The 15,910-nt window shown below is 69.3% G+C and carries 15 protein-coding genes and 1 pseudogene; 1 reads left to right on the top strand and 15 read right to left on the bottom strand.

Annotation, left to right across the window (positions count from 1 at the left end; translation table 11 throughout):
• Positions 1–2: 2 nt before the first annotated feature.
• The 15 genes from HUX88_RS25845 to HUX88_RS25785 all read right to left on the bottom strand — a co-directional run bounded on the left by HUX88_RS25845 (position 3) and on the right by HUX88_RS25785 (position 15,470).
• The gene (locus tag HUX88_RS25845) at positions 3–1,166 is read right to left on the bottom strand and encodes a glycosyltransferase family 4 protein (RefSeq protein ID WP_117014670.1); all 1,164 of its coding nucleotides are present in this window, start codon (positions 1,164–1,166) and stop codon (positions 3–5) included.
• Positions 1,163–2,281, bottom strand: coding sequence for a glycosyltransferase family 4 protein (locus HUX88_RS25840; RefSeq protein WP_117014671.1), 1,119 nt, complete (start codon positions 2,279–2,281; stop codon positions 1,163–1,165). Before HUX88_RS25840 ends, HUX88_RS25845 begins: the two co-directional genes overlap by 4 nt.
• The gene (gene asnB / locus HUX88_RS25835; RefSeq protein ID WP_117014672.1) at positions 2,278–4,194 is read right to left on the bottom strand and encodes an asparagine synthase (glutamine-hydrolyzing); all 1,917 of its coding nucleotides are present in this window, start codon (positions 4,192–4,194) and stop codon (positions 2,278–2,280) included. Before asnB ends, HUX88_RS25840 begins: the two co-directional genes overlap by 4 nt.
• A 67-nt stretch (positions 4,195–4,261) precedes the next feature.
• Positions 4,262–4,963 (bottom strand): exosortase-associated protein EpsI, B-type, encoded by a 702-nt coding sequence (gene epsI / locus HUX88_RS25830; protein ID WP_158568937.1) that lies wholly within the window; start codon positions 4,961–4,963, stop codon positions 4,262–4,264.
• Entirely contained in the window at positions 4,960–5,850 is an 891-nt protein-coding gene (gene xrtB / locus HUX88_RS25825; protein ID WP_117014767.1) for an exosortase B, read from the bottom strand. The genes epsI and xrtB overlap by 4 nt, the downstream gene beginning before the upstream one ends.
• An 8-nt stretch (positions 5,851–5,858) precedes the next feature.
• A complete protein-coding gene (gene epsG / locus HUX88_RS25820; RefSeq protein WP_117014674.1) occupies positions 5,859–6,734 on the bottom strand; it encodes a chain length determinant protein tyrosine kinase EpsG in 876 nt (291 codons plus the stop codon).
• An 11-nt stretch (positions 6,735–6,745) separates the two neighbouring features.
• Entirely contained in the window at positions 6,746–8,149 is a 1,404-nt protein-coding gene (gene epsF, locus HUX88_RS25815; RefSeq protein WP_117014675.1) for a chain length determinant protein EpsF, read from the bottom strand.
• A gap of 52 nt (positions 8,150–8,201) precedes the next feature.
• Positions 8,202–8,987 (bottom strand): polysaccharide export protein EpsE, encoded by a 786-nt coding sequence (gene epsE, locus HUX88_RS25810; protein WP_117014768.1) that lies wholly within the window; start codon positions 8,985–8,987, stop codon positions 8,202–8,204.
• A gap of 36 nt (positions 8,988–9,023) precedes the next feature.
• Positions 9,024–9,971 carry an EpsD family peptidyl-prolyl cis-trans isomerase gene (locus HUX88_RS25805; RefSeq protein ID WP_217916454.1) on the bottom strand — a complete coding sequence of 316 codons (948 nt, stop codon included), beginning with the start codon at positions 9,969–9,971 and terminating at the stop codon, positions 9,024–9,026.
• Between the two features lie 449 nt (positions 9,972–10,420).
• Positions 10,421–10,555: a sugar transferase gene (locus HUX88_RS32760; RefSeq protein ID WP_373886843.1), complete on the bottom strand. Its 135-nt coding sequence runs from the start codon at positions 10,553–10,555 to the stop codon at positions 10,421–10,423.
• A gap of 272 nt (positions 10,556–10,827) precedes the next feature.
• Positions 10,828–11,538 (bottom strand): hypothetical protein, encoded by a 711-nt coding sequence (locus tag HUX88_RS32755; RefSeq protein ID WP_229219554.1) that lies wholly within the window; start codon positions 11,536–11,538, stop codon positions 10,828–10,830.
• 1,033 nt (positions 11,539–12,571) lie between these two features.
• A complete protein-coding gene (locus tag HUX88_RS25795; RefSeq protein WP_176363623.1) occupies positions 12,572–12,763 on the bottom strand; it encodes a hypothetical protein in 192 nt (63 codons plus the stop codon).
• Positions 12,764–12,880: 117 nt separating this feature from the next.
• Positions 12,881–13,138, bottom strand: a complete 258-nt coding sequence (locus tag HUX88_RS32750) for a hypothetical protein (RefSeq protein WP_229219553.1) — start codon at positions 13,136–13,138, stop codon at positions 12,881–12,883.
• On the bottom strand, positions 13,138–13,503 hold the full coding sequence (locus tag HUX88_RS32745) for a hypothetical protein (protein WP_229219552.1): 366 nt from the start codon (positions 13,501–13,503) through the stop codon (positions 13,138–13,140). The genes HUX88_RS32750 and HUX88_RS32745 overlap by 1 nt, the downstream gene beginning before the upstream one ends.
• Before the next feature lie 131 nt (positions 13,504–13,634).
• Positions 13,635–15,470 (bottom strand): ATP-binding cassette domain-containing protein, encoded by a 1,836-nt coding sequence (locus tag HUX88_RS25785; RefSeq protein WP_373886842.1) that lies wholly within the window; start codon positions 15,468–15,470, stop codon positions 13,635–13,637.
• A 228-nt stretch (positions 15,471–15,698) separates the two neighbouring features.
• Between HUX88_RS25785 and HUX88_RS25780 the strand changes: the two are divergent.
• Positions 15,699–15,910 (top strand): annotated as a pseudogene (locus tag HUX88_RS25780) (hypothetical protein); the annotation flags it as partial.

Below are 15,910 nucleotides of genomic sequence, written 5' to 3'. Positions count from 1 at the left end.
ATTCAACGGCGATGCTCCATCAAGGTGGCGATCAGCTGCTCGAGCGACGCCAGCGTCGCGCTCACATGGTGATGTTGGGTGTAGTAACGGTGGCAGCGCCGGCCCAGTGCCGCGCGCGCCTGCGGGTCGGCCATCAGCGCGGCCAGCGCGGCGGCCATCTGCGCCGGGCTGTCGACCACGGCGCCCAGCCGGCCCTCGGCGTCGCGCGCGCCGCAGTCGAAGAACGACAGCGACGGCACGGCGCGCGCCCAGGCCTGCAGGAAGGTGTTGGGGAAGCCCTCGATCTCGGAGGTGTTGAGCAGCAGCGCGGCCTGGTCGAAATGCGCCTCGGCCTCGGCGAACGGCACAAAGCCGAGGAATTCGACGTTGGGCAGCGTGCGCGCGCGCGCCGCCATCTGCTGGTAGTAGGCGTCGGCGTCGCCGCTGCTGGAGGGCCCGCCGATCAGGCGGAAGCGCAGCTGCGGCAGCTGCTCGGCCAGGTCCAGCACCAGGTGCGGCTGCTTGGCCACGCGCATCACGCCGACCCACAGCACCAGGCTGGCGTCGGCCGCCGGCCGCGCCTGCGGCGGCAGCGCGTAGCAGCTGGCGATGTGGTGCCCGGCCCGGCCGGTCCAGTCGCGGTAGCGCTGCATCTGCAGCGGATTCTGCACCACCACCGCGCTGGCGTGGCGCAGGCCGTAGCCGAACAGCTGGCGGTCGCGCCAGCCCTTGTTGGCGTTGGCCGGGCCGGGCAGCAGGTCGATGTCGCTGGCGGCCGAGAAGATCGCCGCGCGGCCGTGGCGGCGCGCGTAGGCCACCACCACGCCGGTCAGGGCCGAGGCGCAGCGCTGGTAATAGATGTCGGCGTCGGCCGCGGCCATCGCGCGCCACACCGACGTCAGCCGCGGGTGCAGGTAGCGCAGCCCGGGCAGGCCGCGGCCGCGGCCGGCCTGGCGCACCCGCAGCACGCGGATGCCGTCGACCTCGACGCACGCCGCCTGGCCGTAGTCGCCGGTCAGGATGGTGACGCGGTAGCCGGCCCGGGCCAGGGCGCGCGCCATGAAGCATTGCTGGACCTCGGCCCCGCCCACCACCGTCACGCCGGGGGCGCCGACCAGCACCGGGTAGATCGACAGCGCGACGAAGCAGACGTGGGGGCGGCCGGCGGCCGGCTGCGCGCCGCTCATGCCGCGCGCTCCGCCGGCGCCAGCACGCCGGCGTAGGCGCGCAGCGCCGCCTGCGGCGTGTGGTGGGCGTCGAAATACGCGCGCACGCGGGCGCTGGCCGCCTGCCACGCGGGCGGCGCGCCCATCAGCTGCTGCAGCTGGGCGGCCATGGCGTCCAGGTCGGCCACCACGCAGCTGACCGCGCGCCCCTCGTGGCGCGAGCCGTTGTCGAAGAAGCTCACGCTGGGCACGCCGCGCGCCCAGGCCTGCAGGAAGGTGTTGGGGAAGCCCTCGAACTCGGAGGTGTTGACCAGCACGCGGGCGCCGTCGAACTGGGCGTCGATCTGGGCGTACGGCACGAAGCCGGCCAGCTCCAGGTTGGGCAGCGCGGCCGCCGCCTGGCGCAGCGCGGCGTCGGCGCCGCCGCCGACCAGGCGAAAGCGCAGCTGCGGCAGGCGCCGCGCCAGCGCCAGCAGCAGCTCGGGGCGCTTGAGCGGCTTGACCGTGCCGGCCCACAGCACATAGCCGTCGGGGTCGGCGTGCGCGCCGGCCGGCGCCGCGTGGCAGCTGGGCACGATGGTGGCCTGGCGGCCGTAGCGCGCCAGGCAGTCGCGCTGCTGCGCCGGATTCTGCACCACCACCGCGTCGGCCATGCGCAGGCCGCGCCGGTAGCACCATTTGTCGCGCGCGTAGCGGATCAGCGGCAGCTGCGGGTAGAAGTCGGCGTCGGAGGCGGCCGCGTAGACGAAGCGGCGGCCGCGCGCGGCGCAGAACTGCGCCACCAGGCCGGTCAGCATGCCGGAGGCGCGCTGGTAGTAGACGTCGGCGTCGGCCAGCGCCATCGCCTGCCACAGGCGGGTGATGCGCGGATGCACGAAGCGCAGGCCCGGCAGGCCGCCGTGCGGCGTGTGGGCGCGCAGCACGCGGATGCCGTCGATCTCGGTGTCGGCCGGCTGGCCGTAGTCCATGGTCACCACGGTGACGCGGTAGCCGGCCTGGCGCAGCGCGCGCGCCAGGATGGTCTGCTGCACCTCGGCGCCGCCGACGGTCTCGATGCTGGTGCTGCCGGAGAGCACCGGATAGATCGCCGGCGCCACGAAGCACACATGCGGCAACGCCGCCGCCCGCCCGCTCATGCCCACCGCTCGTGCCACAGCTGGAACGCCAGCACGCTCCAGACCCGGTTGGTCATGCGGTCGTCGCCGGCGCGGAACGCCGCCACCGCCGCCGCCACCTGCTCCGGCCGGAAGATGCCCTGCGCGCGCAGCCGCTCCGGCGCCAGGTGCTGGTCGATCAGGTGCGCCAGGTCGCCGCGCAGCCATTCGCGCAGCGGGATCGCAAAGCCCATCTTGGGCCGTTCGATCAGCTCGCGCGGCACGTATTTGTACAGGATGCGGCGCAGCGCGTGCTTGGTGCCGAGCGCGCCGCGGCGCATCGCCAGCGGCAGCCGGAAGGCGAATTCGACGATGCGGTGGTCCAGCAGCGGCTCGCGCCCCTCGAGGCCGACGGCCATGGTGGTGCGGTCGACCTTGGCCAGCACGTCGCCCGGCAGGTAGTGGTGCAGGTCCCACAGGCCCATCTGATCGGCCGGCGTGCCCGGATAGTCGTCGGCGCTGGCGCGCACCGGCGCGTAGCCGGCCACCAGCGTGGCCAGCTCGCGCGCGCGCCAGATCGAGAACTTGGCCTCGTAGGCCTGGCCCAGCGAGCGCGCGCACACCACGTCGCGCAGCTGGATGGCGCGCTCGATCAGGCGGTGGCGCAGCAGGTGGCGCAGGGCGCGCGGCAGCGGCAGGCGGGTCACCAGGCGGTCGGCGCCGTCGATCGGCAGCAGCGCCAGCAGCGCGCGCAGCGCCGCCAGCAGCGGCGCCGGCAGCGCCGCGCGCTGGCGCCACTTGGCCAGCATGAAATCGTAGACGCCGTAGCCGCTGAAGCTCTCGTCGCCGCCGTCGGCCGACAGCACCACCGTGACCTGCTCGCCGGCCATGCGCGAGACCAGGTAGGTGGGCAGGCCGGACGAGTCGAAGAACGGCTCGTCGAACAGCTGGCCCCACTGCGGCAGCAGGTCGCGCGCCTCGTGCGGCTGCATGATGCGTTCGGTATGGACGGTGCCCAGGTGCTCGGCCACCTTGCGCGCGTGCGGCGACTCGTCCACCCGCGCCTCGGAAAAGCCGATGGTGAAGGTGTGCAGCGGCGTGCCGCGGCGCTTTTGCAGCAGCGCCGCCACCAGCGAGGAGTCGACCCCGCCCGACAGGAACACGCCGACCGGCACGTCGGCCACCATGCGCAGCGCGAAGGCGTCCTCCATCAGCGCCTCGAGCTGGTCGCTCAGTTCCTGCTCGCTGCCCTGCAGCGGCGTCTTGAGCGCGTCCAGCACCGACCAGTAGCGCTGCAACTGCGGCGCGCCCTGCGGCGCCAGCGTCAGGTGGTGGCCCGGCTCGAGCTTGCTGACCTGGCGGTAGATGCTGCGCGGGGCGTTGATGTAGCCGAACTGCAGGTACTCGGCCAGCGCCTGCTGGTCGATGGCCGGGGTCCACTGGCCGAACTGGCGCAGCGCCTTGAGCTCGGAGGCGAACCACAGCGTCTCGCCGTCCCAGCCGTAGTACAGCGGCTTGACGCCGAGGCGGTCGCGCAGCAGGTGCAGCGTGCGCGTGGCGCGGTCCCACAGCGCGATGGCGAACATGCCGATGAAGCGGTCGACCGCCGCCATGCCCCACTGGCGGAAGGCCGCCAGCACCACCTCGGAGTCGCCGCTGCCCTTGAAGTGATGGCCCAGCGCCTCGAGCTCGGGGCGGATCGCGGCGAAGTTGTAGACCTCGCCGTTGAAGGCCATGACGACCTGGCCGTCCTCGGACACCATGGGCTGGTGGCCGTTGCTCGACAGATCGAGGATGGACAGCCGGGTCTGGCCCAGGCCGACGCCGGCGTCACGCAGCCAGGTGCCCTGGTCGTTGGGGCCGCGGTGGCGCAGCGCGCCGACCGCCAGCTCCAGGTCGGCCGCCAGGCGCGGGTGGCGCCCGGCGCGATCCACATACCCTGCAATTCCACACATTGACGCTTACCTTGTGATTTGTGATGTGATTGAAAAGAAACCGGGCCGCCGGCGGCGGCCCGCCACGCTAGCGCAACACCGCTTGCGGGCTGGCGCCCAGCAGCTGGGTCACGGCGCGCCGGTCGACCCGCGCCATCAGGTCGTTGAGGAAGGCGGTCTGCTGGGCGTAGCCCTGCTCGGCGTCGGGGGTGATGTTGGACACGCGCACCAGCATGCCGTCCGGGATCACGCCGGCGAACGAGTACTTGATCTGCACCATCAGCCGCTCGATCCGGCCCATGACCACCTCGTCGCCCATGGTGAACCAGTAGGTCACCGGCTCGGTGCGCTGGCCGGCCACCGCGAACATGCGCGTCACCGGCACCTGGTGGTGCTGCACCGAGATCACGTCGCTGCGCAGGCCGCGGATCTCGAAGCCCTGGGCGCCGTAGCACACCTCCTGCCGGTGCGCCTTCAGGTCCTGGGTCTGGGCCGAGCCGTAGGTGATGGTCAGCATGATGGCCTGGCCGTCGCCGTTGCGGTAGGTGCGGCTGAGCACCTGGTCGTAGATCTTGTCCGAGATCGCCTGGGCGCCGGCGTTGGGCGCCACGCTGGCGGCCGCCTCGCGGTCCAGCGTCCAGTCGCCGAAGGCGGCCGGGATCATGGCCTCCAGGTCGACCTTGGCGCGGGTGTCGGCGATCTTCATCGTCGGCGTCAGCCAGCGGGCGGCGCCGGCGCCGGTCACCATGCACAGCGCCAGCACGGCGCTGGTCACCACGGTCTTGCTCATGGCCGGCCTCCGTCGTGGCGGCGCGCGCGCCGCTTGACCATCCATTGCAGGAAGGTGTCGACCCCGAGGATCAGCGACAGCGCGCTGACGAACAGCACCATGCCGGCGAAGCCGTGCAGGAAGCCCTGACCGGCGGCGTCGCCGAAATAATAGGTGATCAGCGTGAGCACGATCACCCGGATCACGTTGGCGGTAAACGAGATCGGCACGATCAGCAGCGCGATGCCGATGTTGCGCAGCGCCGAGGTGTGGCGCACCACGTTCAGGTAGAACAGGCCCAGCGACTCGAGCGTGAGGAAGGTCTGCAGGCCGGCGCAGGCGTCGGCCACCAGCAGCTGGTACTGGCCGATCTGCAGGATCACGCCGGTGCGGGCGATCGGGTAGCCGGCCCAGAACAGCAGGTGCTCGACGACATACGAGACCGCCATCTTCATCGGCATGGTCAGCATGCTCACCAGCGCGCCCGGCAGCGGTATCATGAACAGCATGAAGAAGAACGGGAACCACAGCTGCGCGAGGGCGCCGCCGCCGCGCTTGACCAGCAGGACCCCGGCCAGCACGCAGATGAAGGCGGCCAGCTCGAACAGCGCGATCTGCTGCGAACGGCCCAGCACGTACATCAGCAGGCCGGCCGCGAACAGCGGCCAGCCCAGCGCGTGGCCGCCGGCGCCGGCGCTGCGCGCCATCATGGCCGGCCAGCCGCGGTAGAGCAGCCACAGCGACAAGGCCAGGATCACCGGGCCGTGCGCCTGGTCCTCGGTCGACCAGACGCCGCGGAACAGGTCGACGAAGGTCGGCACGAACAGCAGCAGCAGGCCGGCCAGCGGCAGCAGCCATTCCGGCCTGGCCAGCGGGCGCAGGCCGGCGGCGGGCGGAGAGTTACTCATCTCCAGCATCAAAAGTCCACCAGCACCGAGCCGACCACCTGGACGCCGGCCTGGCTGAGCTGCTCGTTCATGGCGCCGATCTCGGCCAGCATGGTCTTGTGGCGGCGCGCCACCAGCAGCACGCCGCCGGTGCGCATCGCCACGGCCAGCGCGTCGGCGCCCTGCTCGAACGGCGCGACGTCGTACAGCACCACGTCATAGCGCGCCTCGAGCTGGGTGGCGAGGCTGCCGAAGCCGGGACGGCTGAGCATTTCCTGCGGATTGGGCGGCAGCGTGCCGGCCGCCAGCACCGACAGGTCGATGAAGGAGTCGATCTTGGTGACGGCGTCCTGGCCGGCGCGGCCGGCCAGGATGTCGGACAGGCCGCTGCGCGAGCTCAGGTCGAAGATCTGCTGCTGCTGCGGCGCGCGCAGGTTGGCGTCCACCAGCAGGGTCTGCTCGCCCAGCTGGGAGAACACCACCGCCAGGTTGGCCGCGAACAGGCTGGCGCCGTCGCCGTCGCCGATCTCGACGATCGTCAGCGCCTTGCGGCCGCGGGCGAACCAGCGCAGCATCAGCTGGCTGCGGATGGCGCGCAGCTGCTCGACCTGGTGGCTGAACGGCTGGTAGGCCGCCACCAGCTTGGGCGAGAACTTGCCCTCGCCGGCCTGCAGGTAGGGGTAGTCGAACTGGCGCGCCAGCACCTGCTGGATATCGGCCTCGGTGATCAGGCCCAGGCGCTGGGCCGCCTCGCCGAAGCGGATGCCCAGCTCTTTTTGCATGCGCAGCACGCGTTCGGCGTTTTCCGGCGTGATCTTGCCCGATTCGAGCAACAGGCCGCCGATGCTCGAATCGGTGCCGCGCGGCGCGCCGGGGGTGGCCACCGGATGGACGGGAGCGTTCATAGTTTTTCCTCTTAATTCAGACGCAAGGCGCGCGGCGCCAACAGTTTTTTCAAGCCCGACGGCTTGCGCTTGGTGGCGTTCCATTCGATCACGCCGAACACCGGAATGTCCAGCGCCTCGGCCAGGTCGGCCTCCGAGCGCACCCGGCGGTCCAGCATTTCGCTCAGCAACGCCAGGCCCAGGCCCAGGAAGCCGCCCAGCACCACCGACAGCAGGGTGTTGAGCACCACCCGCGGGCCGGACGGCTCGATCGGCGCCACGGCCGGGTTCAGCAGGGCGATGTCGGACTGCTCGGACTGGCTCTCGATGCGGGTCTGGGCGAAGCGCTGCGAGGTGGCGTCGAAGGCGCGCTGGGCGCTTTCGACATCCTTGGCCAGCACGTTGAGCTCGTCGCGGGTACGGTTCAGCTCGAGCACCTTCTTCTTCTGCGCCTCCAGCGCGCTGCGCACCTCGGCCTCGCGCCGGCGCAGGATGGCGGCGTTGTTGCCGACGCTGTTGGAGGTGGTGCGCACCGCGTTGGCCAGATCGCTGCGCAGCTTGTCCACCTCGGCCTTGGCGCTCTGGTATTGCGGATGGTTGTGCTCGAGGCGCTGGCCCAGCTCGGCCAGCTTGGCCTCGGCCGCGCCCAGGCCGACCTTCAGGTTCTGCACCAGCGGATTGCCGGCCACGTCGGGCGAATCCTGGCCGCCGCTGGCCATGCCGGCGCGCGAGCTGGCCTCCATCAGCTGGCCCTGGGCCCCCACCAGCTGGGCCGACAGGTCGTTGAGGCGGTTGCTTTCGACGTCCAGGCGGTTGTCGACGCTGACGATGCCGTTCTCCTGCTGGTATTTGGACAGGCGGGCCTGGCTGGCCTCGACGTTATCGCGCAGCAATTTCAACTGGTCGTTGAAATACGCCGCGGCCTTTTTCATCGGCTCGACCTTGAGCTGGATGCTCACCTTCTGGTATTCGTCGGCGAAGGCGTTGGCGATGGCGGCCACGAACACCGGGTCGGCGCCCTTGAAGCTGATCTCCACCACGCTGCTCTCGCGGGCCGGCACGATGTCGAGTTTTTTCAGCAGCAGGTCGGCCAGCCAGTCGCGCACCGTGCCCTTGCCGCCGGAGGACTCCTTGAACTGTTCCTGGACGGCGGCGTTCTTGTCCAGCCCCAGCTGGTCGACCACGCGCAGCGCGACGTTCTTGCTGCCGATGATGTCGACCTGGGTGGCGACATAGCCGGGCAGCAGCTGGCCCGGCATGGTGATGCCGGTGACCGGGTCCACGCCCTTGGCGTTGACCAGCACCGAGGCGGTGGCCTTGTAGGTCTTGGGCAGCATCAGGCTGACCGTCAGCGTGCACAACACGGTGGTGAACAAGGCGGCCAGGATGATCCATTTGCGCGCTTGCAGGATGAGGAGGAACTGGGACAAATTCATGATGAGACTCTCGGTGTGGTTCGCGGGCCGGGGCGCGGCGCTCCGCCTAAGGTTAGAACAGGCTTTCCTTGACGTAGACGACGTCGTCGGTCTGCACCAGGTCGTCCTGCTTGACGTCGATCACCTGCTGCTTGCCGTTGGCGTCGCGGCGCTTGATGATCAGGCCGCGCTCGGTGCCGCGCGCGGTCAGGCCGCCGCCGGTCGAGAGCGCCTGCAGCACCGTCATGCCGCGCTCCAGCCGGAACGGACCGGGACGCTGCACCTCGCCGTAGATGTAGAAGCGCGGCGCCCGCTCGACGTACAGCACGTCGTTGGCCGACAGCTCGAAGTCGTTGGCCAGCTGGCCGCTGCGCACCATGCCGACCACGTCGATGCTTTCCTTGGTGGTGGCGCCGTTGCGCTTGCGGATCAGCGAGACCGTGTCGCTGCCCTCGGGGGCGATGCCGCCGGCCAGCGCCAGCAGGTCGAGCACGCTGCGGCGGCCCTCGATCGGATAACGGCCGGGGCGGTTGACCTGGCCCAGCACCGACACCTGCTGGTTCTGGATCTGGGTGATCAGGATGTTGACCTGGGCCTTGCGCAGGAAACCGCCGCTCTCGAGCAGGCCGCCGAGCTTTTTCTCGGCGCCGGCGCTGGTCAGGCCGCCGATCTCGACCGGCCCCAGCAGCGGAAAGGTGACGGTGCCGGCGTCGCTCACGCGGGTCTCGGTGGTCAGGTCGGGGTTGTTGTACACGGTGATCTTGAGCACGTCGCCCGGTCCCAGCACGGCGTCGGCGGCGGCGCTGCCCACCGCCGACAACAGGGCCAGCGCGGCCAGCCACTTCATCAGTTTTTTCATCATATCGTTACCTCAAGCTAATTGGGAATGGCGGGGTTATTTCAGGCCGGCGACGCCGCGCGCCTGGGTGTCGTCCTTGCTGGCGTCGGCGGCCGGCGCCTTGGCCCCGTCCTTGTCGGCCTTGGGCTGCTCGGCCGGGGCGTTGCCGTTCAGGTAGACGATCTTGGCGGCCGCGCGCAGGCGCTTCAGCTCGGCATCCGCCACCTCCTTGTTCTTCTTGTTGAACAGGAATTGCTCGATCTGCGGCGTGGCCTGCTCCAGCGTCACCGGCGCGTCGCGCACCTCGGCGATCGTCACCAGCACGCTGCGCTCGCCCTCGCGGATGATGAACAACGCCCCCTTCGGCAGGCTCAGCAGCTTAGCCGACAGCTCCGGCGCCAGCTCCGCGCTGTTGCGCGAGAGCTGGGCCCGGACATATTTGACCTGGTGCTGATCCATCCACGCGGCCGCCTCGTCGAGCGTCTTGGCGCCGTCGATGGCGGCCTTGAGCTGCGGGTCCAGCTCCTTGCTGGCCAGCACCAGCTGGCGCAGCTCGAACTGCTTGCGGTTGCTGAAGAACTCGGGATGCTGGCTGAAATACTGCTCGACCTCGGCCTTGGCCGGCTTGGCCGGGGCGCCGATCTTCTTCTGCATATAGGCCTGGGCGATGATCAGCGCCTTGGCGCGCTCGATCGCCTGCACCACCTTGGGATCGCGCTCCACCTTGTCCTGCAGCGCCTGGTTGAGCACCAGCTGGCGGTCGATCAGCGACTCCAGCAGCTGCTTGCCGGCGGCGGCCTGCTGGGCCTGCGGAACGTTGGCGCGCTGCAGCTCCTCGTTCAGCTGCAGCACCGTCACCTCCTCGCCGTTGACGCTGGCCAGCGCCTGGCCCGGCTTGGACTCCTTGCCGCCGCAGCCGGCCAGACCGGCCGCCACCAGCGCCAGCACCAGCACAGGGCGGCGCGCCGCCGTCAGGGAAAAGCCTGCTTTGTTGATCTGATTCAAATTGATATCCTCGGTTGTCCTGGTGGCGCCCGCCTGTCGCGGCCGGCCGTGGGGGGGCGCCGCCAACAATAAAAAAAACACAATAGGCTAACAAACCCACAACATCAGCGACGAAAGTGGCGCACGCCCGGCGGGCTCTGTCAATCTTATAAATTGCCGCGCGCAGTGCCCACTATGCTACAGCACGCCCCCTGCCGTTGGTAAAAGTGTCACTTAACGTGCGCTTAAAAACCGCCGGCTAGTGGGCGTTTTCGCGCTTGAGCACCACCTGCACCGTCTTGAGGATGATCCACAGGTCCAGCCACAGCTACCTGCGTTTCAGCAGGTAGTCGAGGTCGAAGGCGCACCCGCGCCTCCATCTTGTCGAGCGTCTCGGTCTCGCCGCGCAGGCCGTTGACCTGGGGCCCAGCCGGTGATGCCGGGCTTGACCAGGCAGCATAGCCCCTTGATCAGCTTGCGTACTGCTCGTTGTTGAATAACGGCGGCCGCGGCCCGACGACGCTCATGCGGCCCTGCAGCACGTTGATAAACTGCGGCAACTCGCCGGCCGAGCTGCGGCGGTGAAGGCGCCTTACCCGGGTCACCCGCCGGTCGTTCTAGTGGCTCGCACCACGGTTTGGGCCGTCGTCGGTCACGGTCATCGAGCGGAACTTGTAGACGATGATCTCCGCCGTACAGGCCGTGCGGCGCTGGCGGAAGATCACTCCCCGGCCCGGGCGAGCTGAGCTTGACGGCCAGCGATCACCAGCATCACCGGCAGCAGCAGGATCTGGATCAGGCCACCGAGCACGATAAAATGCTGACCCGCTTGATCACGCTGTTGACGTGCCGGTGAACGGCGACTCGCAGATGGCGATCACCGGTGCATGCCGCCGACGTTGTCGAAGCGCGCCTGCATCAGGTCGAACACATAAATATCCGGCAGGAAATACACCGAGGCGGTGGTGTCCTGCAGTTCGTCGAGCAGCTTGTGCACGCGGCTGCGCCGAGATCGGCTGGCTGATGAAGACCATCTTGGTGTTGTTGGCCCGCACATAGGCGGCGATGTCGCCTCATCCGGCCCAGCATCTGGCTCGCGCGCGCCGGACGGGAAGCGGTCCTCCACGCGGTCGTCGAAAAGCCCACCACCTGCATGAACAGGTTCGTGGCGCTGCAGACGCCGGCGAACTTCAGGCCGACCTCGTTGACGCCGATGATCACCACCGAGCGCGACCCGTTGCCGCTGTTGCGCCCCAGCGACGTCGCGCCTAAGGCCAGATGGCTGAGCAGCAGGATCAGCGGCGTGGCCAATGAACCAGGCCAGCACCACGTCGTGGTCGACCCGGTGGTTCAGGCTGGCGGCGCCGATCAGCAGCAGCACGCCGACCGTGATCAGCCAGCCCACCACGGTGTCGCGCGTAGGCCAGCATGCGCCCGCTGTGCCAGGTGCGGTAGGCCGACGTGCTGGTACACCGCCGACGATGAAGAAGGCCAGCATCATCAGCACCAGCAGATAGCCGGTGAACGGCGCCCTTCGCGCCATGCACACCAGGTACAGCGCGCCCATGATGATCAGCGGATCGAGCACCCGCTGGAAAACGAAATGAGGGGGATGTCATTCAATGTCATGGCGGCGGTCAGTATTATTAGCATTCAGGTTCAGGCTCACCCCGCACGATAGTTGCCGTTGTTGATAGCCGGCGACGCCGCCGCGCCGACTCTCCGCGGAACAGCGACGCGGTCAGCTGCACCTGGCGCCACGGGGTGTAGCTCAGCCTCCCAGCGAGTTGTAGTGCGAGCGGTCGGACAGGTCGAAGCCGGCGCTGTCGGCCAGCAGGCCCTTGGCGCGCTGTGGCGGGTCTGGGCGTCGAGCTGCAGCTTGGCGTCAGCAGCCAGCTGGCGCCGGCGCTGACGCCGGTGTTCAGGCTGCAGCTGACGAGGCCGCCCTCGACCGGCGCGAATTCTGCGCCACAGCGACGCGTTGGCGCACCGCGCCGCCCAGCAGCGTGCGTTGCCCGACAGGTGGCGTTATGCCGCTCGAATCGCGCTGGTCAGGTAGGCGTGCGTGCGGTGCGCCCAGCCGCCGAGGAACTGCAGCTCGGTCACCGGGGTCACGCGCCAGCCCACCTGAGCTTGAGTTCGCGCTGGCGCGAGTCGTTGTCGATCAGCTGACGGCCTGAGCAGGCGCGGCACGTCATGCTGCTGCGCAGCGAGCGCGCCTGCAGGCCGATGGTGCTGCCGGACGAGGCCAGGTAGTCGACGCCGGTCCGAACTGGTTGTCGGTGCGGTCGCGTTGTAGGCCTGGCTGCTCAGGTCATAGACGTAGCGGTTGCGGCTGTAGCCGGCGCCACCCAGCTCGGATGAGTCTAGTTGCCTTGCGCGTAGGCGCGTTTCTGCGCGCAGACGTTCTGGTGACCACGTCGGTGTAGGGCGCCAGCACTCGAGGTGGCGCGCCGCCCAGGTTGCCGCCGAGGCGGTTGCCAGATGCCAGGCCAGGTCGGCTTATAGGTCCTTGCTGCTGTAGTCGAGCGGTGGAAGTGGCTGAACGTCACCTGGTTTTCGACCTTGGCCTGGGCGGTGAGCACCTCGCGCCCGTAGGCCTGGTTGAAGGGACAGCCCGGCTACCAGCTGGCGCGAGGTGTCGGCGCGGGCGCGTCGTAGCCGGGCTGTCGGGCAGGCGGGAACAGATTATCGTCGTAGGAGTACAGCAGCCCGGCGTAGGGGTGCAGGCCGTCGTCGCTGGTGCGGCGCGGGCGCCGCCAGCGGTCAGGCGCGCACGCGGCTAGCGCCAGCCGCGCCGCCCAGGTCAACACTGGTACAGGCGCGGGCGGCGTAACATGCTAATGGGCTCAGGTCGGGATGCGAGGAACTCAACATGTGATATTTGTCTTCTAGAATTGTTAAAAAAACAGCTGAGGAAAAATACAATATTACCAGTAAGCGCCCAGCTCCCGGCAGGTGCGGATAATCCACACCCCCAGCACGCCGTTGGTCACCGCGTGCGCCGCGATGGCCACCCACAGCTTGCCGGTGCGCATGTACAGCAGGCCGTGGCCACCGCGCCGGCCACCATGCCGGCGAGCCACTGATTGCAGCTCAACACCAAATAATATCACGGTGACAATAAAACCACGAAACCTTAGCTGCCGGCGCCACGCCGCGAAGTCCTCGGCGGTCAGCCAGCGCATCAGATAGAACGCCAGAACAACTCTTCCATCACCGGCACCACCAGCGCGGCGCCGGCCAGCCGCACCAGCATCAGCGGCCACGTCAGCGCGCCGGCGCCGCGCGCGGGTCGTAGCCGGTCGGCTTCGGCCCACCACCATCCAGCCGGCGTCCAGGCCGGACCACAGCACGAACACCAGCACGCCGGCGGCGGCCGCCAGCGCGGCCGCAAGCCGCCGGCCCCAGCCGCGGGGGCCGCAGCTCCTGGTACCGGGCCAGTAGCGCAGCAGCAGCAGCGCCACCAGGCCGATCTTGAGCGGGTACAGCCAGCGCAGCTGCTCAAGGCGTCCGCCCGCGCCAGCAGGTCGGCCACGGCGATGAACACCATATAAGGTCAGAACGGCAGCATCGCGGCGAGAGCGCGGCGCGGCTAAACACCGGTTCTCTGCGCTGGCAAGGCGCGGCGGGCGGCGATCGTTTCAGTCCCATGCCAGTCTTCCGTGCGGAGGGCGCGCCGGCTCAGCCTTTGGCGCGCGCCTCGGTCTGCTCCCCATTTTTCCAGCGCCGCCAGCAGCTCGCCTCGATCGCCTCGACGCGGGCCGTCATGCGCTTGGCTTCGGCCGGATTCTGCCTGTAACATCCGGTGCGGTGCGCGACGCCAGCGTCGATTGCTCGTCCTCCAGCGCGGCGATGAGCGCCGGCAGCTCCTCCAGTTCGCGCTGCTCCTCGCAGCTTGCTTGCCCTGGGCGCGGGCGCCGGCGCCGCGGCCGCGCTCTTCGCGGGCGCCTGGGCCGGCGCCGCGGCGCCGGCGCTGGCCCGGACCCGCTCCCAGTCGCTGTAGCCGCCGACGTATTCGCGCCACCGGCCCTGCCCCTCGGCCACCACCACCTGGGTCACCACGTTGTCGAGGAAGGTGCGGTCGTGGCTGACGAGAAACACGGTGCCGGTGTAGTCCTCCAACAACTCCTCCAGCAGCTCCAGCGTGTCGATGTCCAGGTCGTTGGTCGGCTCGTCCAGCACCAGGCAGTTGGCCGGCTTGGCGAACAGGCGCGCCAGCAGCAGGCGGTTGCGTTCGCCGCCGGACAGCGACTTGACCGGCGAGCGGGCCCGTTCCGGCGCGAACAGGAAATCGTTCAGGTAGCTCATCACGTGCTTGCGGGCGCCGTTGATCTCGACCCAGTCGCTGCCCGGGGCGATGGTCTCCATCAGGTTGGCCTCCTCGTTGAGCTGGGCCCGCATCTGGTCGAAGTACGCCACCTGCAGCTTGGTGCCCAGGCGGGCGCTGCCGCCGTCGGGCGCCAGCTCGCCGAGTATCATCTTGAGCAGGGGGGTCTTGCCGGCGCCGTTGGCGCCGATCAGGCCGACCTTGTCGCCGCGCAGGATGGTGCCGCTGAAGTCGCTGACGATCACCTTGTCGCCGAAGCGCTTGCTGACGTTTTCCAGGTCGGCGACGATCTTGCCGGAGCGTTCGCCGGCGCTCACCTCCAGCCGCACCTGGCCCTGCTGGTCGCGGCGCGCGGCGCGCTGCAGGCGCAGCGCCTCCAGCCGGCGCACCCGGCCCTCGTCGCGCACCCGGCGCGCCTTGACGCCCTTGCGTATCCAGACCTCCTCCTGGGCCAGGAACTTGTCGAACTTGGCCGCCTCCACCTCCTCGATCTCCAGCTGTTCGCTCTTGCGGGTCTGATAGGCGCTGAAGTTGCCCGGATAGGACAGCAGGCGGCCGCGGTCGAGCTCGATGATGCGGGTGGCGACATGGTCCAGGAAGCTGCGGTCGTGGGTGATGAACAGCACCGAGCCCTTGAAATCGCGCAGCAGGCCCTCCAGCCACATGATGGAAGTGAAGTCCAGGTGGTTGGTCGGCTCGTCGAGCAGCAGCACGTCCGGCGCCGAGACCAGCGCCACGGCCAGCGCCACGCGCTTCTGCATGCCGCCCGACAGCGTTCCCATCAGCGACGCCCCGGCCAGGTTCAGCTTTTGCAGCGTGGTGTCCACCTTGTTGGCCAGGCCCCAGCCGTCGGCCGCGTCCAGCTGCACCTGCAGTTCGTGCATGCGGTCCATCAGCGCCTCGTCGTCGCCCTGGCCGAACCGCCCGGTCAGGGCCTCGTATTCGGCCAGCATGGCCTGCTGCCCGCCCATGCCGGCGGCGACCACGTCAAACACCGAGGCGGCCGGATCGAACGTCGGCTCCTGCTCGACATAGGCGATCTTGAGGTTTTGCTGCATCACCAGCAAGCCGTCGTCGAGCTTGAACCGGCCCGAGATGACCTTCAGCAGCGAGGACTTGCCGGTGCCGTTGCGGCCGATCAGGCCGACCCGCTCGCCGGTTTCCAGTGAAAATTCCGCGTGATCGAGCAACGCGACGTGTCCGAACGCAAGTTGCGCCGAAGAAAGAGAGATGACAGCCATAGGAGATAAACCGTGTGCGCCGCGCCGTGCGCGCCAGCGGCACGAGGCGGAAAATTGAAAGAAGCCGTATTGTACCGACAAGCACCGCCGCGCGGCCATTTTTCCATCGCCGGCCGGCGCTGGTCAAGGCCGGGGCGATCGGTTAAGATCGGCCATCGTCAGACTTCCCGGGCCCCGATGCCGCCTGCCACCCGCCCCCGCCGCCGCCAGCGCGGCGCCGCCCTGCTGTTGCTGCTGTTGCTGCTGAGCGTGAGCATGGCGACGGTGGCGTTGCGCGCGCTCGGCGACGGCCAGTTCGACGCCCGCCGGAGCGCGCGCAGCGTGGCCGCGCTGGGCCAGGCCCGCGCGGCGCTGCTCGGCTATGCGCTGACCCCTGGCCGCCGGCCCCC

It is taken from the genome of Duganella sp. BJB1802, assembly GCF_013369445.1.
Taxonomy (GTDB): domain Bacteria; phylum Pseudomonadota; class Gammaproteobacteria; order Burkholderiales; family Burkholderiaceae_D; genus Rugamonas; species Rugamonas vulcania_A.
Note: the sequence above shows the minus strand (reverse complement) of the source record. Positions and strands in the feature narration are given on the sequence as shown.

Coding starts and splice junctions, on each gene's coding strand:
- HUX88_RS25845 (WP_117014670.1), bottom strand. CDS start 1,166: ATGAGCGGCGCGCAGCCGGCCGCCGGCCGCCCCCACGTCTGCTTCGTC.
- HUX88_RS25840 (WP_117014671.1), bottom strand. CDS start 2,281: ATGAGCGGGCGGGCGGCGGCGTTGCCGCATGTGTGCTTCGTGGCGCCG.
- asnB (WP_117014672.1), bottom strand. CDS start 4,194: ATGTGTGGAATTGCAGGGTATGTGGATCGCGCCGGGCGCCACCCGCGC.
- epsI (WP_158568937.1), bottom strand. CDS start 4,963: ATGAGCAAGACCGTGGTGACCAGCGCCGTGCTGGCGCTGTGCATGGTG.
- xrtB (WP_117014767.1), bottom strand. CDS start 5,850: ATGAGTAACTCTCCGCCCGCCGCCGGCCTGCGCCCGCTGGCCAGGCCG.
- epsG (WP_117014674.1), bottom strand. CDS start 6,734: ATGAACGCTCCCGTCCATCCGGTGGCCACCCCCGGCGCGCCGCGCGGC.
- epsF (WP_117014675.1), bottom strand. CDS start 8,149: ATGAATTTGTCCCAGTTCCTCCTCATCCTGCAAGCGCGCAAATGGATC.
- epsE (WP_117014768.1), bottom strand. CDS start 8,987: ATGAAAAAACTGATGAAGTGGCTGGCCGCGCTGGCCCTGTTGTCGGCG.
- HUX88_RS32750 (WP_229219553.1), bottom strand. CDS start 13,138: ATGCGCTGGCTGACCGCCGAGGACTTCGCGGCGTGGCGCCGGCAGCTA.
- HUX88_RS32745 (WP_229219552.1), bottom strand. CDS start 13,503: ATGGTGTTCATCGCCGTGGCCGACCTGCTGGCGCGGGCGGACGCCTTG.